The following is a 22,337-nucleotide window of genomic DNA, read 5'->3' on the forward strand; positions in this document are numbered from 1 at the left end:
CCCGCCGTTCGCGGCGGCGACCCAGCTCCTGGACGACCCCAAGGTGGACAGGAAGATCGAGGAAGACGACCCCGACGAGGACGAGGAAGACGACATCGAGGAGGGCCGCGACCTGCTCGGAGAAATGCAGATCGCGGCCAAAATTATGATCACCGGCGGCGACCCTCGCGAGGAGGCGCGCATGCGCCGCGCGGACAACACCGCCATCGCTAACGGCATCCTCCGTGCCGCCAAGAACGTCCGTGCAGCAGGACGCGAGCAGGTCCTGACTGGGGACGTGGTCGCGGGGTTACGTGAAGTCGCGGGGGAGGAAGATGCGCCCGAACGCCGCCTGCGTATCAGAGAAATGGCAGATGGCATGGAAACCTTCTGCCAGGGGTTCGCGGGGCAGGTCTTCAACCGGCCCGGCGATCGCTGGCCGGAGGCCGACGTAACGATCGTCGATATGGGGCTCATGGCGCGCGAAGGCTACGCCGATCAGCTCACGGTCGCCTATGTCGGCCTGATGAATCATATCAACGACCTGGTCGAGCAACACCAGCACGCCGAACGCCCGACCCTCGTGCTCACCGACGAGGGGCACATGATCACGACCAATCCGATGCTCGCGCCCTACGTCGTCAAGATCACGAAGATGTGGCGAAAGCTCGGGGCCTGGTTCTGGATCGCCACGCAGAACCTGGAGGACTTCCCGGATGCGTCCCGGAAGATGCTCAACATGATGGAGTGGTGGATGTGCCTGGTGATGCCCAAGGAGGAGATCGAGCAGATCGCCCGCTTCAAGGACCTCACCAACGAGCAGAAAAGCCTGCTGCTCGGAGCCCGCAAGGAACCCGGCAAGTACGTCGAGGGCGTGGTTCTGGCCGATCAGGTCGAAACGCTGTTCCGCAACGTCCCGCCCCCGATCGCCCTGGCCCTGGCGATGACCGAGAAGCACGAGAAGTCGGAGCGCCGCAAGGTCATGGACGAGTTGGATTGCTCGGAAGTCGAAGCAGCCGAAGAAGTCGCGCGCCGGATCGGGGGAGGTGCGTGATGGTCAACCGACTCCACCTTTGGGCCAGGGACTTCGCCTGGACCGAATGGCTGCTGGTCGCCGGCGGTCGCAAGGGCCTGTTCCTGATGCCCGGCCACGACGGCGGCCCGGAGCGCCTGGAGATCCATACCCTGCCTCTGCAGGGAGAGGGGCAGCTGATCCACAAGGGCGGGTGGCTCACCGACGCCCACCGCGACGTCGTGCTGATGGAGCTGACCGTTCACGGGCGCACGCCCGAGACACTGGCACGCGAGTTCGAGCGTGGCGACGTCCTGACGGGGACGCTGCGGGATCTGGCGATGCGTCTGGCGGATGCAGAAGGCCACGTATGCGAGCGCATGCTGAATGAGCCCCAACAGCGCTTCCGGGCGCAGCTGCAACTTCCCCCGAAACCCAGCGCAGGAGGCCGCTCATGCGACGAATGATGGCCGTTCTACTCCTGGTGGGGATCAGCCCCGTCAGCGCCGACCCGGGGCAGATCGAGGTCTTCGTGACGACCGGAACGACGGTGTCCACCACGGCGGCTGATCGCCGGGGGATCCCCGTCGAGATTCATTATGTGGATGCGGTGGACCGAGCAACGGAGGATCTGAGTCAGGGGCTACCTGCCGACCCCGAGGCGGCGGCCGAGATCGCCCGCGAACGCCTCGATGTCCAGGCCCATCGTGATCTTGAAGCTGCCTACGAGCCGCTGCTGCGCGCCTATCGCCTGAACATTGAACAAGTACCGGCCATCGTCTTCGACGGCCAGGCCGTGGTGTATGGCACGACGGACCTCGCGCGCGGCCTGCGCGAGTATGAACGGTGGCGGCAATGATCCGGGGTTCCGTGCGTAGCACCGGCGTCGGGATCGTGGCCGCGCTCTGCCTGCTGGTTGGAAGCCCCGCGAAGGCCGAGGACCCGGACACGATCAGTACCGCCGAGATCACTTCGCAGACGAGCAGCGCCCTCTCGTCCTGCCTGAATTGGGAGATCATCGGAGTCTGTCTGTGGCTGCGCTGCACCATTACCGGCTGCAGCGTGGTCACGACCGAGCGGATCCGGCATTACGTCCCGGACGCCGTCATTTCGGCCTATCAGAACACGGGCGAAAACCCGTGGGCGGAGATTCGGGGAGCGCTCGGATCCGCGCAGGAGTCCGCCGCCGAATCGATCCTGTCCTTCGACGCTTTCGTGGGCGGCGGAAACACGCTAGAGGGGCGTTATTCCCGCGATGCGCGCCAACTGCGCTTCAAGGAAGCGGATGTGGTCGGTCACCCCTTCATGGAGATCCTGGAGTACATCGACGTCCCCTATATCTGCCCGGGAGCCGCGACGGCCGAAGCCTTCTATCCCTACTACCAGTCCGCGAGCAGCGTACTCGCCTGGCGCTACGCGGTGCCCGAAATGTTCTACACCGAATCGCTCGTGGAGGGTGAGCGGGAAATTGGGGAATGGGACGACTACACCTGGGGCGCGCTTTATCCCCGCTCCGGCTATGTCTCCCAGCCCGAGGATGCCAAGGCGGCGGCGATCGTCGCCCAGCGGGCGGGTGACATCACCACGCGCGAAAGCCAGTCGGGGCATGTCTACGAGCAGCTCCCGGGCGACGACGTGGTGCATGAATCCGGATACCGCGTCTGGCTCCCCCCCGAGCTGGTGGAGCGGGACGAAGAAACCGGGACCTTCCAGATGCACATGCCCACAAGCACCAACACCTGCGAAGTGTTTGGGGAAGACGACACCGAAGACAAGGATGGCTGGTCCAGCGACAAGACCAACCTCAAGGGCAATTACGTCTGGACGCTCTGGCGCCCGTACAACTGCTGCGAAATCGGGGGCCAGGTCTACCTCGGCTCCGTCACGTTCTAGGAGACGGATCATGCGGATGCGGAAAACACTGATCGCTGCTACAGCCTGCGCGGCGCTTTGGGTACCGACCGCCGGCCATGCCCTTGTGCCGTCCGAAGACGGGTTCTGGTACTACGAAGTGGGCGGGGCCGAGCCCATTTCCAATGCCCCAAACCCCAATGTCACTACGACCCGCCTGGCCTTCGGAGCGGATGCGAGCGCGGGATACAGCTGCGGCAGCTTCGATCCCCTTCTGAGCATCGAAAACACCCTGAACGAGGTCGCCCAGGGGATGGAGGACATGGTCGATCAGATGGTTCAGGCCGCCACGGATGCGATCGCTTCCCTGCCGGCCATGGTGCTCCAGCGATCCAATCCAGGGCTGTACGACCTGTTCCAGAACAACCTGCTGCGGGCCGAGGAGCAGCTGTCGCTCGCCACGCAGAGCTGCGAGGAAATGGAGGCCGCGATCGCCGACGGTCGCAACCCCTATCAGGAATGGGTCACGCTCTCGAAGGGCGACGACTGGCGTGCGGCCATGGGTTCCGGGGGCGACATCGTGCAGGTCCAGGAGCAGATCGACCAGGACGCCGGGAATAGCGGGGCCGAATGGATCGGAGGCCGACGCGGCGGACAGGGTCAGGAACCGATTGACGTGATCAGCGATACCGTCCGGGCGGGCTACAACATCACCCTGGATCGCCCCCCGAACGCCGGTACACCCTATGCGGGCGGCGGTGATGCGCCCCTCCTGGCGCGGACCTGGGGCTCCCCTCAGGAGGCGCAGGAGTGGGCAACCCGGGTGCTCGGAGACAAACACATCCGCACCTGCCAGGGATGCGAAAGTGAGACCACCCCCGGCGTGGGCCTCCTGCCCATTCTCGAAGAAACCAACCAGCAGGTCCGCGAGGATCTGATGCAGCTCGTCTCGGGGGCGACCAATCCCACGCGAAGCAACCTGCGCGACGTCTCGGCACCCGGTGTGGCGGTATCGCGTGGCCTGATCGAGTCACTGCGCGAACTTCCGGAGTCCGACCGCATGGTGGCGGCCGGACGGCTCGCACAGGAGGTCGCAACGGCGCGCACGATGGAGCAAGCCCTTCTGACCCGCCGCATGCTGCTGAGTGGCCGAAAGGCACCGGAGATCGATGCGGCCGGAGTCGCCCGGGAAGACATCCGGGACGGCATCGAGGAGATCACCTCCGAAATCGAAACGCTGATGATGGAAATCGAGGCGCGTCAGGCCGTGGTGTCGAACACGGCCAGCTCGATCCTGCGTGAAGCGCAGCGCCGCACCCGCGCATCCCAGGAAACGCCATCGCCTCACCCGCTTGAGACGGCCCCGATCCGTGGCGGTGTGGTGCCACGGCCATGAGAGCCCGTATCCCACTCCACCTCCTGATCGGGGTCACCGCCGCGTTTGCGGTCGTCATCGTGGCGGGACTCGCGTGGAACATGATCGAAGGGGCGGAGGCAGTGCGGGCTCGTCTCGACCGGACTGAATGGCTGCTGGCCGGTTGGCGCTGGCTGCTGATCGCGACAGTGGTGCTGGGTTGGCGCTACTGGGTCAGCTGGCTCGGCGGGCACCTGCCCCACGAGTCGCAACGGCGCCTGGTGGATGCGCGCTGGAGAGTTGCGGGCTGGCTCGTGATCCTGGAAATCGTGCTGGGACAGAACCTGCTGGGTCGCGCAGTGGAGCTAATGGCATGAATGTCGGTCATCCCCTTGAGGCCTTCACGACCATCTTCGGCTGGATGCAGTTCCAGAACCTGTGGGACATCCTGGTGTTCTCCGGGATTGCGTTCATCCCCTTTCTTGTCATCGTGATCCGAGCGTTCGTGGACAATTACACCGGGCAGGAGGCCAAGGCCGGAACGCGGAAGTCCGTTCACATGATGGAGGTCGAGATCGTCAAGGCGCTCTCGGTCGTCGTGCTGGCTGCGCAGCCGATCTGGCCCCTTGCCCTCAATGAACTGGAGTTCGATAACAGCTGCGATCAGATCCCGGACATTTCCGACATCCAGGACACCACCTACCAAGACTCCTTCGATGTATCGAATGCCACCGTGCCGGTCTGGTGGTACGCGACCATGGCGATCTCGAAGGGGATTACGGGCGCCGCGATCGCGGGGATCGGTTGCCCCGAGGATATGGTCCGGACACGAATCGAGCTGGATCTCCAGCGGATCTCGGACCCGGAAGTGGCGCAGAACGTCCAGCGCTTTACGAACGAATGCTTTGTCCGGGCCCGATCCCGCTACCAGAATGAGCGCCCGGACGTCTCGGCCCTTCTGGAGCAGCACGGCATCGATGACCCGGAGTTCGTCGGTTCCCGCGTGTATCTGCAGACCGAAGGATTCTACGACCGCTATCGAGCGGCAAGCCCCGTCCCGGGGTTTGATTACATCGCCGCACGCGACGACCCCGACTATAACGAGGGGGCCGAACCGGACTACGGGCGTCCGATGTGCGACGACTGGTGGAACGGGGATACGGGCCCGAGCCTGCGGGGTCAGATCTTGGAGCAAATGGACGCGACGTTTTGGGAGAACGCCCGGGATAGCATGTCCGGATGGTTTGGCGCGTCGAACGAGGAGCTTGAGGATCGGATGATCCGGCGACTGGTCGAGGAGTCGGCCGTCCGGGCGCCTCACATCACGAGCGGCCTAGTCAACGCCGACACCAACGCGGGCCTGTTCTCCCGCCTGACGGCATCGTTCGGAATCGCTCAGCAGGAAATGTTCTCGCACGGACCTATGATGCTTACGATCCGCGAAGCAGCCCCGATCGTACAGAGCTTCCTCCTGATGGGGATCTACATGCTGCTCCCGATCCTGCTCGTGGTGTCGCTGTACTCCTGGGGTCCCGTATTCATGGCGACCATGGCGATCCTGACGATCACCTTCTGGAGCTACCTGTGGGCTGTCAGCCGTTGGTTGGAAGACAACATGACGGCCGCGATGTATCCGGACGGCGCAGGGGGGTTCCTGGGGCCGGCGTTCGGCTCGCTTCTGTCACCAGACCTGGGCATGAAGGACAGCATGATCACCATGGCGACCGGGCTCCTGCACATCGGCCTTCCCTTGGTATTCAGCATGATCGTGGGATGGGCGGGATTTAAGCTGAAAGACAGCCTGAACGCTAACAGCCAGACCACCGGATCGATGCCCAATACGGGATCCGCTGCGGGGTCAGGCGCAGGCCGCAAGCTCACCGAAAGTAGCGGTCGTCGTTAGTGGCGACGGCCGCTGGCAGGAAAGCGCCGAAGTCAGACATGACCCGGCAGTAAGCGCAGGGCGACTGGCCCTGCGGCTGGCGAGGCACGGATCCAGACGAACTAGGTATCCCTGCATCTAAAACGCCCCACCTTTGTATTGTGGCCAAGCCTTGATGACGTGAATTCGAACTGACCCTAGCCTATGCTACTTGCGTGCCCCAATAGGCCCAGGCCAAGGAGGTGGTATGGGAACCATCTGTCCGAAGTGCGGGAAGCTCAACGACGATGCAAAGGACGAAATCTGTCCTCATTGCGGCGTGCTATATGCCAAGGCGCGGCAGGCTCAGAAACAGCAGTTGCGACAAGATGCGCAGCGCGAAGAAGAGATTGAGGAGGTCAGGGAGTTATGGGCGTTCCTGGTGCGCCACCCAGTGATCGGTATTTCGATGGTGTTGGCAATACTTGCTGGGGGTGTGGCTATGTTTTCTTATGAATCAGGATCATATGTGGCTGACCAGCGAGCGATGACCGGGGAGGCGGAACGGGCCTGTGAAAATCATATCCGGACCGTGGCCCAGCGTCCGAGTACGGTGAGATTTCATGTCTCGGGCCTGCAGGCCCAGGTACAAGACTCAGGATCGGTGGTGACCAACCATGTGTTTTCTGCTGAGAACATGCTGGGAGTGCGGATTCGCTCGAGGGCGCGCTGTACGGTAGGACCGGACGGGAGGGTTCAATCGTTTAGTTCGACGCAGCAGTAACGACATCACATTAGTAGCATCGGCGACCGTGCTTGCGCGTAGACCGCACCCCTTGAGTCGCGGTAGAAGCTGACCAAAAATCCTCGCGGTTAGCGCCGATGCAAGTCAGGGGTTAGGACAAGAGCACCCGACGCCACGTCCTCATTGATCATAGCCGGCTAATCGTCTTCCTCGAAATGCGAGTCGTGCCAGAGGTTGGTCGGATGTCCCCACAGATCCCTAGCTTCCTCGTAGGTGTAGAATCCCGGGACCTTTGCATCGCCGGGCATCCCTGACGCTGTCGCAGATTCATCCTGGCTAATCGGCCCATTGGGTGCGTCGTCGCCCGACGTATCGCTATGGGAATCACCGGTGAAACCAACAGCCTGCGCGGCACCCGCACCTAAGCCGGCCAGGCCTGCGCCATAGCGGCGTACACCTTGAGCCCAGCCATGTTGGCGCACGGCGGTCCCTACACCTGCGACCAGGAACAGAAGGATCAGAGTTAGAAGGAGGCCCATACGCGACTCATGGTTTCTTTGTGGCTATTACTACACGTTTAGCGCAGCCGGGGCGCAGACGCAAGCGCTAAGGGCGATGGTCCGTCAACACGACAAGATCAGTTGGCGACGGTCGGGGTACGATTGGCTCTTGAGTGTTACGCCCACTGCCAATGGGTCCGCTATTTGATCGGCACCTGCTTGAAGCGCCCTTGGCCGCTTAACTTCCAGGGCACCTGCAGAATAGCCCCTCCCGAAAGGCGTTCCGCTTGATGAACGATCACCGGCCACCAACGACAGAGATTGGTCGATTTATCCCAGAAAGCGTGCTGAGCCCAGCTTTTGTCCAACAAGAACACCACAATATTTGCGCGAGCCAGCGCTTGGCGCTCCAGACCTTTCGCGAAGCGATCATGGGTCACGATCGACCAATCGCCTTCACTACCAAGCTTTTCAATGTAGAAGGTATCCGAGACCGATTTGTCGAATCGGTCCCTCAGGTGAACGACGCTGTGAACCCCTTGCCAGTGCGCTGCCGTGAGCGTTCCAAGTGCTTCGGCCAGCGCAGGAGGTAGGTTGTTGTCGAAGAGAAACTTCACGCAGTAAGCGATTCTTCGTAGCGAACAGCGGCTTTTACTGCATCCCGAGACACATCGTACAGGCCTGCGACTAGGCGGTAGTCTTTCCCTTCAGCTCGCCAGGCATCGAACAGAACGTCCGTGCGTACCCCAACGTCAGAAATCGTCGGCTTCCCAAACGCAACATCTGGATCGAGCACTACTCGCTTACTCTGCGTTGGGAACCACCGGCGCGGCTGCCCGTCCTCGAACTCCATCCCCGCGAACAGAGATTGGCGCACAACCTTTTCAATGACGTATTGCCGCGATTTGAGGTCAATGAGCTTCTTATCGTCGCTGTGCTCCAATGCCTCAGCAAAAATCGACTTCCCGTCCGTCAGAAACTGCTTGCATATGAATGGGTGGGCACTGTCGAACAAATCTCGAGCGTGCTGCGAGGCAAGACGGATGGTTTGGAGGCTGATCCCCAAGTGCCGGAAGTGAGCCACAAGCCGGGCTTCAAGCAAGTCGTGGAAACTAAGCCCCTCCAAGTCGGCTTCAGCAAGGTCGGGATTCCAAAGAGGGGGGTACGAGGTACCCTCGCCACGCTTGTAGCCGAGGAGCCATCTGCGGAGCTGTGCCGAAGGGATCCTCGTCAGCCGAGCCGCTTCCGGAAACGTGTAGAGTCCAATACCAGTCAGCTTCATGCGTCACACGGCAATCCGATTCGATGGCCTCGCATTATCGATGCCTACAGGGTGAATCAGCAAACGACCCTCTCGAAAACGATCGTTTTCGAGAGAATTGAGGCGGACACCGCGACGCCGCCCGATCACCCCCGCCTAAGTGTCTCAAAACTGTCTCTTGAAACCTTGTGTCGCAAAACCTAGCATAGAGATGAGTTTCGAGAGAGAAGACCCATGAAAGTCGGGTACGCGCGCGTTTCAACCCGTGACCAAGACCCATCGCTCCAGACCGATGCCTTGCGGCAGGCCGGGTGCGACCGGATCTACGAGGACCGCGCATCCGGAGCCCAGCGTGATCGCCCACAGCTTCGGGAGGCCCTGGACTACATGCGGCAGGGCGACGTCCTGGTGGTCTGGAGACTGGACAGGCTTGCCCGATCCATGCGGCAGCTCATTACCACTGTTGGGGATCTGGAGGAGCGCGGGATCGAGTTCCAGTCCCTCACCGAGTCCATCGACACGACGACGCCAGGCGGGAAGCTGGTCTTTCACGTATTTGGCGCAGTGGCCGAGTTCGAGCGCTCCATCATGCAGGAGCGGACCCGTGCGGGCCTGGACGCCGCGCGCCAGCGTGGTCGCACCGGCGGACGGCCCCCAGCGCTTACAGACGAACAGTTGGCCTTTGCGTGGACAGTCCTTTCCCACTCCGATGCTCCCGTGCGGGAACTCGCCAACCAACTGAATGTTTCGCCCGCCACGCTCTATCGCCACTTTCCCGGCGGTCGGGCCGCGCTCCGCGACAATAGCGATGAATGAGGTGCGGCCGCGCAAGGTCACCCCTGACCGCAACCAACTCCGGTTCTACCGGATGTTCATCCAGAGAGGGCTTTTCGGTGGGTATGCCGTCCGCCGCGAATGGGGCCGCATCGGACGCCCAGGAACCACTCGCGAGGACTGGTGCAGCACCATCGAGGAGGCAAAGGCGACCCTGGGGCAAAGGGACGCAGCCAAAGTCCGCCGCGGCTACACCGGCTGGTCGCACGACGCGTAGGACAAAAGGAAAGGCCCGGGAAGGGAATGGTAGAGAGAACGGCAAGGGGCTTATCCGAAAGGGCATCGTTGCGCACGGTGGCACCTAGCGCTCAGCCGCTTTGATGACAGCCCCACAAAGGGCGGCTTCCAGCCTAAAATTATCCCCCTCAGTGGCCTTTTGCCGCTCATATCTGCGCCCGAACCAGTCGGTCGTATACAAAGCTGAGAAAATCCCGCACGGTCTGACGCGCGTCTTCCAGATCGACGTTCATCCAGTCGTGATGGGCGGGATTCAGCGCCAACCTCCAGCGATGACACTCGGCCCGCACCGCCTCTGATATCACATCCCCTTCAAACAACCCTTCGATCCTGTCGCTCAGGCAGAGCTCGCTCAACCCTAAATCGGCCATTTGCGCCGCAAACCGGCTATCCAGCTCCGACTCAAGGAATATGCGCAAATCCTGTATTGAATGATCGTCTATTTGGCCGCACGCGAAGGAACGGAGTTTTTCGCTCACACGCTCGTGCGCTGACAAGCAGAACTCCCGTGGATCGCCTGGCTCGATGGTCGTCCCTGCTGTACTGCTATTGGTCAGGCAAAGCAATTTCGCCGCACCCGACCGACCAAACCCCTTCAACTGCATTTCTATGTCGTATCGGTAATGGCTAAGCACAACAACCTGACGAACATGCTGCTGCAGGTCTGCTAATTCGCGATGAACCGCCGACACCCGATTATCATCGAAAGACGTGACTGGATCATCGAGTACAACGATGCAGCGTGCAAGCTCATCCTCGTGCAAGGACTTCAACTGTGCCCAAAACACGGCCAAGGCAAGAGCACGCCGATCCGACTCACTGAAGACGCAGCTTATCTCGGACTCCCGTATTGGTTTCCCTTTGTAGCGCACTTTTACAAAATATATTGGCGTATGCCCTCTCTTGGTCTCTCCACGCTCCAAAACGAAATCTTGCGACCCAAAAGATCGAAACCAACCGTCCAGGGAGCCAAAGAACGCATCAAGATACTCACTCTGGCCCTCATCTAATTGTTTTTCGAGTTCCGCCACTTCCTTTTCGAGCTCAACAATCCTGCCTTGAAGCGCGCTCCAATGATCGCATTGTTCTTGAAGCTCGATCCTCCGGCTAACACTCTCCGCCTCAGCAATCAAATGATCAAGCTTCTTGAGGCGCGCTTCAAGCGAGTCAGAGGATACCGACGCTTTGAACGCGCGAATATGGGTATTTAAGGCATTGACAACCCCATTGTAGCGCTCCACCAATGTCCGAATGCTGTCCTCTAGAGCGATGATCGACTCCTCGGAAACCACCTCCAGGGCCTTGTGCGGCATGCCTTTTTTTAACCCGATGGACTCTTGAACACGACGTATCACATGCCGAATCTCCTCATCGAAACGATCCAGCGCCGCACTTAGGTCCGCCTCTACCTCTTCTTTTTCCGCTAACGCAGCCCGATAATCTGCGTCGCTCTCTCGAATCTCAGGATAAGCCGACGTGAGGGCGCGATTCGATGCCAACTCTAACCGCAGGTCTGACGAGGAGCTCCTCCTTAGCTCCTCAAACAAGCCATCGAGCTTGCTTTTGACCTCGCGGTCGTGATCGTCGAATGCGCTGTCGAATGCCTCGCGATACAGCTCTAACAGCTCTTGCGCGCCGGAGCCCAAAGGCTGCCCACAAAACTGACACTCGTCGGATTTTACGTTCTGCAGCCCCTCCCGAATCCATTGCTCCGCACCGACGGGGTTTGCAAACGTGTTCTCTATGTGGCGGTCTACTTTAAGCTTTGCGGTTTCGTGAGCACTTTGCAGGTCGAGACCCAGGGTCTCGTTTATGCGTCCCAAGGCACCAGAGACATTGTGGCGCCATTGAAGTACCGCCCCCTCTTGTCGCTGATGAATCGCGCCCACCTGATCTTGCTGCTTACGGAGGGATGTATGCTCGTCCCTTAGGCGCTGGAGTCTGGCGGGTGTATCTGGGAGAGCGGCAGCCGGGGAAAGATTTACGAACGCCTGAATATCATCCACACCCTTAAACGCATCGCGTTCAAGTTGTGAACGTTCGCGAGCGGCATTGTCGCGTTCCCGTTTTTTCTCTGCAATCGCCTTGGCTTGCTCTACGCCTCGGGCGCCCAACACAAAGGAGGAGAAATTCTCTTTTGTCTCGCGATTAAATTGACGCGCGACAAAAACATTTCGGTGTATGAACCCGTCGTCGAAGGTTCTGAGGATGAGGTCAGCAGGGAGACCGTGAGTCCACGCGCCTTGGCTATAAACGGCAGACTGCTCTTTAGAAGCCCCTGGAGGAGCGAAGCTGAGCTCAACACGCTGAGGACCGCCCTCTGATGGGATACTGTATCTGGAGGAAAGACGGTCAGCATGGTTCTCTTCGAGACTAGCGAACACATCCGCAAACGTCGATTTGCCATATGTGTTCCGCCCGTAGACCAAAGTGAGCTCGTCCAGCTCTGTCGAACCCGCCAGGCAGTTCTGAAAGCGTCCTACGTTTCTTATTTCCTTGATTCGCTTTAGCACGTGGCGCCCCTTGAGGTATGCGAGTACAGCTCGAAAAGATCACCTCATTCGTCTGGAACCGCTCCTACTGGACAACCAAGCCCATTCTTGTTACGCGTGGATTGGGAGTGATTGGGGTAAGTGCTCCAACTCGGGAAGTACTCGGCTGACTGATCACCCCAAACAGCCCACCCATCCCGGGGCCCGCGGGCAAAAAGTTCGAGGTACGGGCCGGGACTACACGACTCTACGATGTCATAGAACTCGTCAGGTTTTCGAGAATGCTCGCGCTTGCGTGTCGCCAGATAGTTGACCTGGGTACGCCCTGGCTGCAACGTGCGTGCATTCTTGCCCTTGACCCCAAACAGAACGAGCTCCGTCACATTGCGGAAATAGAATCCCACGCCTCGCCCATCTGACCCGCCATCTTTACGGATTTTATGCCAGACGATGTTGCTTTTATAAGTAAAGCCCCAAGCTTCCATGACTTTCAAGCCTTCAGGGAGCAAGGCATTGGGAACCCATAAGTAAAGGTGCGCAGGGTCATTCGCAACCGCAGAAACGGGGAGCTCCATGATGTCATTTAGACGCATAGTGCCGTAGCGGTTGAGTCGCTTGTGGCCAGGTGCAACCTTTCCTGTCCGATTTTGGAACTCCCACGGGGGGTCTGCAAGAATAGTGCTAAACCGTCGCCCTCCATGAGCTTCTAAGAGTTCGGCGCTTGGGTCAACCACATCAGTGAGTTCAATCTTGCTCATGTTCATTCCAATCGTGGATTAGTCTTGGCGTTATGCCAAAAACCAACACAGGACACCCGCCGTTTCGCCCCGCGTTTAACCTGTATAAGAGCTTGCCCATCCAGGTGGTGCTTGCCCCGTATTTTGATTTGACGCTCGATTTTACAGTGTTTCCAGCTCTATCGAGCTGCGGAACCTCGCGAAATACCGGGTCTAATTTCTCGCTTCGTGTCAGCATGATTCCAGCGCTCACCAAACCACACTCGTGAAAGGCGCGCATCGCGTAAAGATCGCGGTCAAACGTCTGGTCTTTGCTGTTCCACTCCAAGTCGAAGGCGACCCGCCCTTTGACGTAGTCGATCTTGTGCCCGTCAATGAAATTTTCGATCGTCTTTGGCTCGACTTCTGGCCGCTTAGTTTTCTGCGCCTTCCCGTCAGCGGTGAATGACTCGCTGTGCTCCTGCATCCGCACGACAAGGTCTCCACGGATCCGCGCTTCGACCCAACCTGCGGGCCGCAAGGTCGTGGAGATCTTCTTGGGGATTTCGGACTCGTTTCCGCCGGGCATGCCGATATCCGTTTTGGTAATTCGGAAGCGCAGTAGGGCCCTTTCGATGTCTTTGAGCTCGTCAGGGAACTCGGTGGCCAGGAGGGCGGCTGCATGTCGGTAGCTGTAGACGTCATACAGTTGGCGAATTTCTTCGCTGATGTAGGGCTCAATGCCACCGGGGTCATCTGCGGTAACACCTGGAGAGAGAGCGACATCATCGGCATTCGCCTCCGCCTCGCTCAGCACGCTGGTATCTAGAGCCTGTTGCTGTGGATCTTGCTCGTGTCCCATGTAGAGTGGTCGCCGCCATTGGCTGCCTCCTGAACAGGCGGGTGATGGTAAGGCGGGGTTCCTGGCCCCAACCGGGAACTCCGCCACTAACTTAGCTTTGGTTCGTCACTTCGTGCCGAGTGATCTGCCTCCAGAAGACGCGACAAACTTCACGGTGGCCCTGCGACCGGTCGATGGTCGGGCGCTGCAAACGGCGCGCACGCCGCCTTAAGCTTGAATGGCGTGGCGCCCCCCTCAGAGACCGCGATCACCGTCATGTTTCGAGCTAACCGGCCAATCGTCGAACGGGAGCGTCGCTTGCTGGACAGCCATGGTCCGTTGCACGTAATCCCGCATGAAATCTCGGATCAAAACAGAGGCTGGACGATCCGAGGCCTTGGCCGCCCGAAGAAATGCTTCCTTCAGGTCGGCATCAACGCGGCAAGTGAAATTGGTTTGGTGCATTGCCAACCCCGGTGGGTACATGGCACTGACAATGCACTAACGCATCGAGTGAAGCAAGCCTCGTGGCCCAAGTCGATGACAAAACGGCGAGACATGGGGGGGGGACAAGCAGGGAGTGCAGCCGGGGTGCTGGCCACCTGACGGCGGACGGAGCCCATTCAAGGCAAGGGTTCGTCAGGCTTCTTCGAGTCGAAGAAGTGCGGACGACTTTCTTAGAGTAACCCCGCCATGTAGAGACCGCGCAGCCAACCCACTGGTCTCGCTACACCGCGTCGATCACGTGCACTGCGGGTCCCCGAACCGGGACCCAGCTACTGCCTGATAGCCCAACTCGCTTGTTTCGGGTCATGTTCCCTGTAGCGAGGCGCGCCCACTCATTCCTTTGCCCCGCCTTGTGTGGGCGTCAGGGTATCCGACCCTTGCCTGAAAAACAGGCGCCATGCTGACAGGGATTTCCCCCATACAAACACCGCGAAGCCGGCATCATCACACGGTCCCCATTTCTGGCTGAACCATGCTGCGCCTGTTTCGTCGATCGACCCCTCCAGATGGCCCGAAGCCCAAGCCGCCGATTGACGGCCTGCTTCCCGTCCTCACGCCCGACGATCTGCTGCAGCCACCCCACCGTCAGGCACTACTGCGCCAGATCACCGGCCTGCTCGCGCTCCCGTCGGAGTGCGCCGAGCAGTACGTCGCCGCGAGCCTGCGCCAGTACGCGACATTCGTCCAGGAAGTGCCAGCGTCGGAGGTTCACCACCATTCGGGTCGCGGCGGCATGCTGGACCACGGCCTTGAGGTTGTCCTCAAGGCGCTGCAGATCCGCAGGGGGTACGTCCTGCCGCCCGGCGCGGAGCCCGAGCGCTTGTCACATGAGGCGGACGCATGGTCCTACGGCGTGTTCACAGCCGCTTTGCTCCACGACGTGGGCAAGCCTGTGGTTGACCAGGAGATCGTGCTGTACGACGCCTCGGGGCACCGCTTGGGGCGTTGGGAGTCATGGCGTGGGCCAATGCCGGATCGACCAGGTGCGCGCTGGTATTCCGTGCGGTATCGCCATGGCCGCGTCCACAAGCTCCACGAACCGGTTTCGAGCCTCGTCGCCCATTGGGTCCTACCACCGGAAGGTCTATCGTGGATCGGGCAACACCAGGAGCTGCTGCAGGCATGGATCCATGCGATCCACGGCCAGATGGAAGATGCGGGAGCGCTGGGACAGATCATCCTGCAGGCCGACCGGGAGTCCGTGGCGCGGAACCTGGGCGGCGAATCACCGGACCGACTTCCGACGCCCACGAAGCCGCTTCACGAGAAATTGATGACATCGCTTCGGCACCTGCTGAGCAGCGAGGATCTGCCGCTGAATCGCAACGGGGCGGCAGGCTGGCGCATGGAGTCGGATCTGTGGCTCGTGTCGAAGCGTGCGGCCGACGCGCTGCGGGCACAGCTCCGTGAGGAGGGGCATTCCGGTATTCCGTCGAGCAACGACCGGATCTTCGACACGCTGCAGGAGTACGGACTGTTGGTCGCCAATGGGGATCGGGCCATCTGGAGGGCACGGGTTGCCGGTGACGGCTGGTCGCACGAGCTGACCCTGATCCGCCTGCCGGTGGCCCGTATATGGTCCGACCCCGAGACGATGCCGACGGAGTTCGAGGGTTCCGTGACTCCGCTTGGCGAGGAATCGACCGGGGAGACAACGGAGTCTGGCGACGGAGCGGTCAGCCGCCCTGCACCGGAAGAAGTGGCCACCCCCGCAGCAGGCCCATCCACGGCGAGGAGCGTCGCGATCCAGCCGGGTCAGTCTGGCGAAGTGGTGGAAGAACACTCGCCCTCCGGCCCGCCCCAATCCGCCGACGTTGACGATCTGCCACTACCGCCGGGTCTCGACGGCGCCCTGGACAAAACCACGGACGAAACGGTGGCCGAGCCCCCACCGCAACCGATGCCCTCCTGCGATACGGGTGCGGACACTCCCTTGCCTGAAGACCCGGGCGAAGCCTGTCTCGAATGGATCCGACGAGGTGTCGCGGACGGATCGCTCCTGGTGAACACGCGAGAGGCCCGGATCCACGTCGTCCCCGAGGGCGTGCTACTCGTTAGCCCCGGGATCTTCCGCGACTTTGCGAGTGCGACGGGCCACGCGTGGAACGCGGCCCAGAAGCGTTTTCAGCGGTTGCAGCTGCACGAGAAGTCCTCAGAGGGCACCAACATCCATCGCTATGTGGTGAGGGGTGAACGCCAGACCAGCCGGATCAACGGTCTCCTGATCCGCGACGTCTCCGTTGTCTTCGGTCCGGACTGGACACCCTCACCCAACGACCACCTGACACCCGCCGCCGAAGCGTAAGCCAGCCGTCTTGCCCGGATAGTTACGGGCATGTGACACGGGAGCAATAACGGAATATTCTCCATGGTTTCTTCCGGCATCATAAAAATCGAATATTCGGAAGAAATGCAGAGGGAGCTGGCAAACAGGCAAGGAAGCAAGGAGGAGGAAAAGGAATGTTGGTTTTGACCCTCAAGGACGGGGAAGCACTGTACGTGGGGGATAGCGCCCTCGTGGTTGCGGTGCAGATCCAGGAAACACCCCTTCGACTGTCGGCGTGCGCGCCCGGTCTCAATGTCGATTGGGACACCGCAGGTAGCCGAATCACGCTTCACCACCCGGACGGCCCTGTCCGTATGGAGTACGTCGACCATCGCAAGGCGCGCCTTGGCATCGAGGCCCCCGAGAGCGTAGAGATCGTGCGCGAGACGTTGCGGGAACGACGTCAATCCTCCCAGGAAATTTCGGCTCCATCGCAAACGGAGTAGGCGGTTTCACTGCTGAATCCGTGAGGACGCGCGCCTGGCAGGGAGCCCGTGTGCTAATTTCAGTGATGCCAGGGGCGTGACTTGTACCCGTTACAGGGGAGGGCATGCCCGCGATGGAAACCCACCGCACCCTAGACGACCTGGTGCAGACTTATCTGCGCGAGCGGATCCTGCGGCCTGAGACCGCAATCCGCTATCAACAGGTCGCTCGCCAATTTCAGAATGATTTGGGCCCCAGAACGCTGGAGACGATCCAGCGGGAAACTCTGCTGGAATGGCGAAGCCAGGTCCTGCAGCGCGCCCGAGCGACGACCTGGAACTACTACCGGCGCCATTTTCGTGCGATGTGGCGCTTCGCCATGGAAGCGGAATGGATCAGCCATGACCCGCTGGAACGGGTGGATGCGGCTCCTGAAGATCGCCGGATCAAGACCGTTTCCCGAGACTTGCTGGATCAGGCGATCACCGCGCTGGACGATCCCGAGAACCGATGCCTTGAGCCCCGCTGGTTCTGGCACGTGGTGCTGCTCACCTTCTACTACACCGGTATGCGACGGCGGCAACTGGTGGCACTGACCTGGGGCGATGTGTGCTGGAATGAAGGCGAGCTGCGGCTGTCAGCAGCGGGATCCAAAACCCACCGAGAGTGGGATATTCCGATCCCCGCGCCCTTGATGGACCCTTTACGGGAACTCCATGGGCGCACCATCGCGCTACGCAGCCCCCGGGGCCTTGAGAAAGCTCCAGTATTCAACCTGGGCCTGCATCGAGGCGAAACGCGCTACCAGGGAGACGGCATCCGAGTAGAACAGGTCAGCGGCTTTTTCCGGAAGCTAGGCGAGGTACTGGGGCAGCCCATATCACCGCACCGTCTCCGGCATACGCTGGGGACCGAGGTGGGGCGGCGGGAAAATCCGCCGCTTCGTGCGCTACAACACTTGCTGGGACACACCAACCTATCGACTACCATGCAGTACGTAGAGCCCGACATGGGGCAGCTGCGGCAGCTGGTTGACCACCTGCCGCAGCCAGGGCGGTCGTAGCCCTAGTTCGGGTTGCGGCAAACAAGCAAACCCTGCCTTGACTATGGGTTCAGGTATGGGATAGTAACGGGCTAGGCGGCCTTGTGCCGCCTGCAGCCAGTCAGCACGTGCCACCTGACGGCACGCCTCGACATTGAGCGGGGGACGCAAAAAAGAAGGGCGGTGCCATCAACACCGCCCTTCCGATGGTCCGAATAGGGCGGACCTGTCCCTGGCTCTGGTTTGCCATCGTCCCCTTAATCCGACGATGACAGCAAGTTTGGTGCCGACGGCAGGAGTCGAACCTGCGACCTATCGATTACGAATCGATTGCTCTACCAACTGAGCTACGTCGGCGAAGCGCGCCATAATAGCGGGGGTGGGGCTCGACAACAATCCCGCGCGACCGGCGGCGCGGGTTCCGGATCAGGCCGTGCGCTCGCTGACCCGAATAATCACGTCCACACCCAGCAGCTCTTTGCCTTCCGGCAGCGGGGGCAGGTGCGAGATATCGACCCGTGCGGGATCGACGTCTTCCAGCTCGCCGGTGTCGGTGTGGAACAGGTGGTGGTGCGGATTCAGGTTGGAGTCGTAGAAAAGCTTGGTCGGGTCGATCACGACCTCGCGCACCAGGCCCTTCTCTGCGAACAGCTTGAGCGTGTTGTAGACCGTGGCCTTGGAGACGCGCGACGAATGCTGCACCAGGCGGCCGAGGATTTGTTCGGCGCTCAGGTGCTGATGACGCGCGAACATTACGCGTGCGATCTCCACGCGCTGCTCCGTCGGAGAGATCGTGTGTTCGCGCAGCAACGCGCGGGCGTCGTCGACGTCCAGCAGATTCGGATTGTCAGATGTAGCAGACATATTCCGGACAATATAACAGCTGCTGGATCGCGTCCAGATCACGTCAGTCCGATGGGGGGTCCGGAGGCGCAAGCCTCTGATAGAATGGAGCGGGTGATGGGAATCGAACCCACATTAAGAGCTTGGGAAGCTCCCGTTCTACCATTGAACTACACCCGCTTGAGTCGGCGATTGTAGGTCTTGTTGGCCTCCGGCTCAACGGCAAATTGACCAGTCGAAGAACTATGCAGATTCAGCTGAACGGCGAACCCTTCGAACTCCCCGAAGATGGCGAGGCCACCCTGGCTGCGCTGATCGAGGCGCGTGGCCTGGGCGGTCGCCGCCTGGCAGTGGAGGTCAACGAGGAGCTGGTACCGCGCAGCGAGCACGCCGCGCACCCGTTGCATCCCGGCGATCGCGTGGAGATCGTGCAGGCGATTGGGGGCGGTTGAGTCCGAGTCGCCGTCCGTAACTACTTTCAACGAAGGAATCACCATGACCGAATCGGCCGCCGCGTCTGCCGACGACCTCTTCCGCGTGGGTTCACGCGAGTTCACCTCCCGTCTGCTGGTGGGCACAGGCAAGTACCGCGATCTCGATCAGACCCGTGATGCCATTGAGGCCAGCGGGGCGGAGATCGTCACGGTCGCGATCCGCCGCACCAACATCGGCCAGAACCCGGACGAGCCCAACCTGCTGGACGTGATCTCGCCGGAGCGCTACACGCTGCTGCCGAACACGGCCGGCTGCTTTACCGCCGATGACGCGATCCGTAGCTGCCGCCTGGCGCGCGAGCTGCTGGACGGGCACAACCTGGTGAAGCTGGAGGTCCTGGGCGACGAGAAGACCTTGTACCCGGATGTCTTCGAGACCGTGAAGGCCGCCGAGACCCTGGTCGCCGAGGGCTTCGACGTGATGGTCTACACCACCGACGATCCGCTGCTGGCGAAGCGCCTGGAAGAGATCGGCTGTCTGGCGATCATGCCGCTGGCCGCCCCGATCGGCTCCGGGCTGGGTATCCAGAACCGCTACAACATCCGCGAGATCGTCGAAAACGCCAACGTTCCGGTGCTGGTCGATGCCGGCGTCGGCACGGCCTCGGATGCCGCAATCGCGATGGAGCTGGGCTGCGACGGGGTGCTCATGAATACCGCCATCGCGGCTGCCGAGGACCCGGTGATGATGGCCTCGGCCATGCGTCACGCGATCATCGCCGGGCGTCAGGCCTACCGTGCCGGGCGCATGGCGCCGCGCCGCTACGCCTCGGCCTCCTCGCCGCAGACCGGCCTGTTCTTCAGCTGAGCATGAGTGAGTCTGCTGATTCTGCCTCCGACGACAAGCCCTTTTACCGGCGTATCCGCAGTTTCGTGCGCCGCGAGGGGCGGCTGACGCCGGGCCAGCAGCGTGCGCTGGACGAGCTGTTGCCGCGCTTCGGGCTCGCGCTGCCGGAGCCCGCGGCACCGCTCGACCTGGCGGCCGTCTTCGGCCGCGAGGCGCCGGTCACGCTGGAGATCGGCTTTGGCGACGGCGAGAGCCTGGCCGAGCAGGCGGCGCAGAACCCGGGGCGCGATTACATCGGCACCGAGGTCCATCGCCCGGGCGTGGGTCACCTGCTGCGCGAGGTGGAGCAGCGCGGTCTGACCAACGTGCGCGTCTCCGACCACGACGCCGTGGAACTGCTGGAGCACTACATCGCGCCGGCGGCCCTGGACGGGGTTCAGGTGTATTTCCCCGACCCCTGGCACAAGAAGCGCCACCACAAGCGCCGCCTGATCCAGCCACCGTTCGTGCGCCTGCTGGCCTCGCGTATGCGCCCGGGCGGGCGGCTGCACCTGGCGACCGACTGGGCCGAATACGCCGAGCACATGATGGCGGTACTGGAAGAGTGCGCGCCGTGGTTTGAACCGGATGGCCCGGTGCCGGCCCCGGGGCGGCCGCCGGAACGCCCGGTGACCAAGTTCGAGCGGCGCGGCGAGCGGCGCGGCCACGCGGTGGCCGATCTCCTCTACAGGCGCACCGACGCCGAGGCCTGACGGGCCTCAGGCCTCGCCCATCCACCAGGCGCTGACCGCGCCGGCCAGGCTCATCAGGGCGAGCACGAAAATCGCGACCTCGGTGCCCGCGAGCTGGGCCAGCAGCCCGAACAGCCCGCCCACGAGCAGCAGCGCGCCGATCACGGTATTGCTGACGGCGGTGAACGCGGCGCGGGTCTTCTCGGTGGCCATGTCCACCAGATAGGTCTTGCGCCCCAGCCGCACGCCGGCATGGCTGACCCCCAGCAGGAAGAACAGCAGCGCGTAGACGACCCCGCCCGGCACCAGCGCCGAGTCGGTATCCACCGGCGCGAACCAGACACCCAGGGCGACCAGGATGCCGAGCCCTGCGGCCAGCAGGCCCGAGAGAATCAGTACCCAGCGGGAGGAACGATCGGACAGGCGTCCCCAGACCGGGGCGCTGACCGCCGAGGCCAGCCCGCTGGCCAGGATCAGCAGCCCAAGCGTGCCCAGATCCCCCGAGGTCGCATCCTCCGCCAGCAGCACATAGAACGGCAGCGCCAGGGCCGTGCTCATCAGCAGCGCGCGGGTGAACACGAAGTGCCCGAACGCGCGGTCGGTCCACAGCAGGCGTACCGAGGACAGCGCCTGGGTGATCGCGTTGCCGCCGCCCTCGGTGGAGCCCGGGGCCTCGTGCAGGCGCGTAAAGGTCGCGGCCGCCACCCACCAGGCGCCGGCGGAGGCGGCCAACAGGGCGACGAATATGCCAATACCGGCATCCTCGAGGTTCGCCAGGGTCAGATAGACCCCCAGCCCCAGCGTGAAGAAGCCGGCCAGCGAGGCGGCATAGCCCATCACGGTGCCGCGGCGCTGCTTGGCAATCGTCTTGCCGAGCACGTCCTTCGCGGCCACCGAATTGATCCCGCGCGCCAGCGCGAACACGGTCAGCAGCCCGAGGATCGCCCAGCCCGCCGCCGCGCCCTCCAGGGTCAGGGCGACGATCGCCATCCCGGCGACCGCCAGCCCGGAGAGGACCGAGCCCAGGATCCAGAACCCCTTGCGGATGGCGCGGCGGCGAATGGAGGCGGCGACGAACAGCTGCGGGAGCAGCGAGCCCGATTCGCGGATCGGGACGAGGAAGCCGGCAAACGCGGCCGGGGCGCCCAGCGCCCCCAGCAGCCAGGCCAGCACCAGCCGCGCCGAGGCCAGCTCGTCGCCAATCTTGCTCAGCGTGTTGGAGACCAGGTGGACGAAGAAATTGACCGGCTGCGCGCGGCAGGCATCCTCCGGGATGTCCTTGCAGACGCGCGCGTCCTCTTCCCCGGCGATGGTCTCGTACAGGTGCAGGATCGGACGCGGCAGCTTTTCCGAATCAGTCTCGGCCATCGGTATCCCTGGTTACGAGGAGATCCCCCCCCGCGCTGTCATTGCGAGGAGCGAAGCGACGAATCCATCGATTCTCGAAACAACCGGCCCCGCGGCCCTGCCATCGTCAGGAGGCTGCCTCGTCACCTCC

At 62.0% G+C, this 22,337-nt stretch carries 23 protein-coding genes and 2 tRNA genes; 16 read left to right on the forward strand and 9 right to left on the reverse strand.

Going from position 1 to position 22,337, the window contains the following annotated elements:
• The 8 genes from F468_RS0109030 to F468_RS13755 form a co-directional block, all read left to right on the forward strand.
• The coding region (locus F468_RS0109030; protein WP_018995000.1) for a conjugative transfer ATPase at positions 1 to 1,033 on the forward strand (1,033 nt) is incomplete at its 5' end.
• The gene (locus tag F468_RS0109035) at positions 1,033 to 1,458 is read left to right on the forward strand and encodes a hypothetical protein (RefSeq protein ID WP_018995001.1); all 426 of its coding nucleotides are present in this window, start codon (positions 1,033 to 1,035) and stop codon (positions 1,456 to 1,458) included. The genes F468_RS0109030 and F468_RS0109035, both read left to right, overlap by 1 nt.
• Positions 1,455 to 1,850: a TIGR03757 family integrating conjugative element protein gene (locus F468_RS0109040; protein WP_026296520.1), complete on the forward strand. Its 396-nt coding sequence runs from the start codon at positions 1,455 to 1,457 to the stop codon at positions 1,848 to 1,850. The genes F468_RS0109035 and F468_RS0109040 overlap by 4 nt, the downstream gene beginning before the upstream one ends.
• Positions 1,847 to 2,884: a TIGR03756 family integrating conjugative element protein gene (locus F468_RS0109045; RefSeq protein WP_018995003.1), complete on the forward strand. Its 1,038-nt coding sequence runs from the start codon at positions 1,847 to 1,849 to the stop codon at positions 2,882 to 2,884. Before F468_RS0109040 ends, F468_RS0109045 begins: the two co-directional genes overlap by 4 nt.
• An 85-nt stretch (positions 2,885 to 2,969) precedes the next feature.
• On the forward strand, positions 2,970 to 4,238 hold the full coding sequence (locus tag F468_RS0109050) for an integrating conjugative element protein (RefSeq protein WP_026296522.1): 1,269 nt from the start codon (positions 2,970 to 2,972) through the stop codon (positions 4,236 to 4,238).
• Complete coding sequence (locus F468_RS0109055) at positions 4,235 to 4,573, forward strand: hypothetical protein (protein ID WP_018995005.1); 339 nt, start codon at positions 4,235 to 4,237, stop codon at positions 4,571 to 4,573. The genes F468_RS0109050 and F468_RS0109055 overlap by 4 nt, the downstream gene beginning before the upstream one ends.
• On the forward strand, positions 4,570 to 6,099 hold the full coding sequence (locus F468_RS0109060; RefSeq protein WP_018995006.1) for a conjugal transfer protein TraG N-terminal domain-containing protein: 1,530 nt from the start codon (positions 4,570 to 4,572) through the stop codon (positions 6,097 to 6,099). Before F468_RS0109055 ends, F468_RS0109060 begins: the two co-directional genes overlap by 4 nt.
• A 226-nt stretch (positions 6,100 to 6,325) precedes the next feature.
• A complete protein-coding gene (locus F468_RS13755) occupies positions 6,326 to 6,841 on the forward strand; it encodes a zinc ribbon domain-containing protein (protein ID WP_018995007.1) in 516 nt (171 codons plus the stop codon).
• Positions 6,842 to 7,502: 661 nt separating this feature from the next.
• On the opposite strand, the gene F468_RS0109075 is transcribed toward F468_RS13755, so the two are convergent.
• Positions 7,503 to 7,919, reverse strand: a complete 417-nt coding sequence (locus tag F468_RS0109075; protein WP_018995009.1) for a hypothetical protein — start codon at positions 7,917 to 7,919, stop codon at positions 7,503 to 7,505.
• On the reverse strand, positions 7,916 to 8,584 hold the full coding sequence (locus F468_RS0109080) for a DUF433 domain-containing protein (protein ID WP_018995010.1): 669 nt from the start codon (positions 8,582 to 8,584) through the stop codon (positions 7,916 to 7,918). Before F468_RS0109080 ends, F468_RS0109075 begins: the two co-directional genes overlap by 4 nt.
• Before the next feature lie 213 nt (positions 8,585 to 8,797).
• Here F468_RS0109080 and F468_RS0109085 point away from each other — a divergent pair, with 213 nt between their 5' ends.
• Positions 8,798 to 9,379, forward strand: coding sequence for a recombinase family protein (locus F468_RS0109085; protein WP_018995011.1), 582 nt, complete (start codon positions 8,798 to 8,800; stop codon positions 9,377 to 9,379).
• Complete coding sequence (locus tag F468_RS0109090) at positions 9,372 to 9,614, forward strand: WGR domain-containing protein (RefSeq protein ID WP_018995012.1); 243 nt, start codon at positions 9,372 to 9,374, stop codon at positions 9,612 to 9,614. The genes F468_RS0109085 and F468_RS0109090 overlap by 8 nt, the downstream gene beginning before the upstream one ends.
• A 166-nt stretch (positions 9,615 to 9,780) precedes the next feature.
• On the opposite strand, the gene F468_RS14230 is transcribed toward F468_RS0109090, so the two are convergent.
• From F468_RS14230 to F468_RS0109105, 3 genes are read right to left on the reverse strand one after another with little or no spacing between them, the layout of a single operon-like run.
• Entirely contained in the window at positions 9,781 to 12,147 is a 2,367-nt protein-coding gene (locus F468_RS14230) for an AAA family ATPase (protein ID WP_081616973.1), read from the reverse strand.
• A 44-nt stretch (positions 12,148 to 12,191) separates the two neighbouring features.
• Complete coding sequence (locus tag F468_RS14235; RefSeq protein WP_081616974.1) at positions 12,192 to 12,884, reverse strand: MT-A70 family methyltransferase; 693 nt, start codon at positions 12,882 to 12,884, stop codon at positions 12,192 to 12,194.
• Positions 12,871 to 13,704 carry a BglII/BstYI family type II restriction endonuclease gene (locus F468_RS0109105; protein WP_018995015.1) on the reverse strand — a complete coding sequence of 278 codons (834 nt, stop codon included), beginning with the start codon at positions 13,702 to 13,704 and terminating at the stop codon, positions 12,871 to 12,873. Before F468_RS0109105 ends, F468_RS14235 begins: the two co-directional genes overlap by 14 nt.
• 958 nt (positions 13,705 to 14,662) lie before the next feature.
• Between F468_RS0109105 and mobH the strand changes: the two genes are divergently transcribed.
• The 3 genes from mobH (at position 14,663) to F468_RS0109125 (ending at position 18,005) form a co-directional block, all read left to right on the forward strand.
• Positions 14,663 to 16,495 (forward strand): MobH family relaxase, encoded by a 1,833-nt coding sequence (gene mobH, locus F468_RS0109115; protein ID WP_018995017.1) that lies wholly within the window; start codon positions 14,663 to 14,665, stop codon positions 16,493 to 16,495.
• Between the two features lie 155 nt (positions 16,496 to 16,650).
• Positions 16,651 to 16,962 carry a carbon storage regulator gene (locus F468_RS0109120; protein ID WP_018995018.1) on the forward strand — a complete coding sequence of 104 codons (312 nt, stop codon included), beginning with the start codon at positions 16,651 to 16,653 and terminating at the stop codon, positions 16,960 to 16,962.
• Between the two features lie 104 nt (positions 16,963 to 17,066).
• A complete protein-coding gene (locus tag F468_RS0109125; protein ID WP_018995019.1) occupies positions 17,067 to 18,005 on the forward strand; it encodes a site-specific integrase in 939 nt (312 codons plus the stop codon).
• Positions 18,006 to 18,265: 260 nt separating this feature from the next.
• On the opposite strand, the gene F468_RS0109130 is transcribed toward F468_RS0109125, so the two are convergent.
• The 3 genes from F468_RS0109130 to F468_RS0109140 all read right to left on the reverse strand — a co-directional run bounded on the left by F468_RS0109130 (position 18,266) and on the right by F468_RS0109140 (position 19,007).
• Positions 18,266 to 18,341, reverse strand: a tRNA-Thr gene (locus F468_RS0109130).
• 69 nt (positions 18,342 to 18,410) lie between these two features.
• On the reverse strand, positions 18,411 to 18,848 hold the full coding sequence (locus tag F468_RS0109135) for a Fur family transcriptional regulator (protein ID WP_012983828.1): 438 nt from the start codon (positions 18,846 to 18,848) through the stop codon (positions 18,411 to 18,413).
• Between the two features lie 85 nt (positions 18,849 to 18,933).
• Positions 18,934 to 19,007, reverse strand: a tRNA-Gly gene (locus F468_RS0109140).
• Positions 19,008 to 19,072: 65 nt separating this feature from the next.
• On the opposite strand from F468_RS0109140, the gene thiS reads away from it, so the two are divergent.
• The 3 genes from thiS to trmB are packed head-to-tail and all read left to right on the forward strand — an operon-like array spanning position 19,073 to position 20,860.
• Positions 19,073 to 19,279, forward strand: a complete 207-nt coding sequence (gene thiS / locus F468_RS0109145) for a sulfur carrier protein ThiS (RefSeq protein ID WP_012983827.1) — start codon at positions 19,073 to 19,075, stop codon at positions 19,277 to 19,279.
• Positions 19,280 to 19,322: 43 nt separating this feature from the next.
• Positions 19,323 to 20,129 carry a thiazole synthase gene (locus F468_RS0109150; RefSeq protein WP_018995020.1) on the forward strand — a complete coding sequence of 269 codons (807 nt, stop codon included), beginning with the start codon at positions 19,323 to 19,325 and terminating at the stop codon, positions 20,127 to 20,129.
• 2 nt (positions 20,130 to 20,131) lie between these two features.
• Positions 20,132 to 20,860 (forward strand): tRNA (guanosine(46)-N7)-methyltransferase TrmB, encoded by a 729-nt coding sequence (gene trmB / locus F468_RS0109155; protein ID WP_018995021.1) that lies wholly within the window; start codon positions 20,132 to 20,134, stop codon positions 20,858 to 20,860.
• Between the two features lie 6 nt (positions 20,861 to 20,866).
• On the opposite strand, the gene F468_RS0109160 is transcribed toward trmB, so the two are convergent.
• Positions 20,867 to 22,207 carry an MFS transporter gene (locus F468_RS0109160; RefSeq protein ID WP_018139466.1) on the reverse strand — a complete coding sequence of 447 codons (1,341 nt, stop codon included), beginning with the start codon at positions 22,205 to 22,207 and terminating at the stop codon, positions 20,867 to 20,869.
• Positions 22,208 to 22,337 lie beyond the last annotated feature (130 nt).

The organism is Thioalkalivibrio sp. ALJ2 (assembly GCF_000378325.1).
Taxonomy (GTDB): domain Bacteria; phylum Pseudomonadota; class Gammaproteobacteria; order Ectothiorhodospirales; family Ectothiorhodospiraceae; genus Thioalkalivibrio.

Bases quoted from the DNA above. Each gene is read 5' to 3' on its own strand.
- F468_RS0109120 (WP_018995018.1), top strand. From the start codon at position 16,651: ATGTTGGTTTTGACCCTCAAGGACGGGGAAGCACTGTACGTGGGGGAT.
- F468_RS0109035 (WP_018995001.1), top strand. From the start codon at position 1,033: ATGGTCAACCGACTCCACCTTTGGGCCAGGGACTTCGCCTGGACCGAA.
- F468_RS0109040 (WP_026296520.1), top strand. From the start codon at position 1,455: ATGATGGCCGTTCTACTCCTGGTGGGGATCAGCCCCGTCAGCGCCGAC.
- F468_RS0109125 (WP_018995019.1), top strand. From the start codon at position 17,067: ATGCCCGCGATGGAAACCCACCGCACCCTAGACGACCTGGTGCAGACT.
- F468_RS0109150 (WP_018995020.1), top strand. From the start codon at position 19,323: ATGACCGAATCGGCCGCCGCGTCTGCCGACGACCTCTTCCGCGTGGGT.
- F468_RS14235 (WP_081616974.1), bottom strand. From the start codon at position 12,884: ATGAGCAAGATTGAACTCACTGATGTGGTTGACCCAAGCGCCGAACTC.
- F468_RS0109045 (WP_018995003.1), top strand. From the start codon at position 1,847: ATGATCCGGGGTTCCGTGCGTAGCACCGGCGTCGGGATCGTGGCCGCG.
- thiS (WP_012983827.1), top strand. From the start codon at position 19,073: ATGCAGATTCAGCTGAACGGCGAACCCTTCGAACTCCCCGAAGATGGC.
- F468_RS0109135 (WP_012983828.1), bottom strand. From the start codon at position 18,848: ATGTCTGCTACATCTGACAATCCGAATCTGCTGGACGTCGACGACGCC.
- F468_RS0109055 (WP_018995005.1), top strand. From the start codon at position 4,235: ATGAGAGCCCGTATCCCACTCCACCTCCTGATCGGGGTCACCGCCGCG.
- F468_RS0109160 (WP_018139466.1), bottom strand. From the start codon at position 22,207: ATGGCCGAGACTGATTCGGAAAAGCTGCCGCGTCCGATCCTGCACCTG.
- F468_RS13755 (WP_018995007.1), top strand. From the start codon at position 6,326: ATGGGAACCATCTGTCCGAAGTGCGGGAAGCTCAACGACGATGCAAAG.
- mobH (WP_018995017.1), top strand. From the start codon at position 14,663: ATGCTGCGCCTGTTTCGTCGATCGACCCCTCCAGATGGCCCGAAGCCC.
- F468_RS0109080 (WP_018995010.1), bottom strand. From the start codon at position 8,584: ATGAAGCTGACTGGTATTGGACTCTACACGTTTCCGGAAGCGGCTCGG.
- F468_RS0109060 (WP_018995006.1), top strand. From the start codon at position 4,570: ATGAATGTCGGTCATCCCCTTGAGGCCTTCACGACCATCTTCGGCTGG.
- trmB (WP_018995021.1), top strand. From the start codon at position 20,132: ATGAGTGAGTCTGCTGATTCTGCCTCCGACGACAAGCCCTTTTACCGG.
- F468_RS0109090 (WP_018995012.1), top strand. From the start codon at position 9,372: ATGAATGAGGTGCGGCCGCGCAAGGTCACCCCTGACCGCAACCAACTC.
- F468_RS0109105 (WP_018995015.1), bottom strand. From the start codon at position 13,704: ATGGGACACGAGCAAGATCCACAGCAACAGGCTCTAGATACCAGCGTG.
- F468_RS0109085 (WP_018995011.1), top strand. From the start codon at position 8,798: ATGAAAGTCGGGTACGCGCGCGTTTCAACCCGTGACCAAGACCCATCG.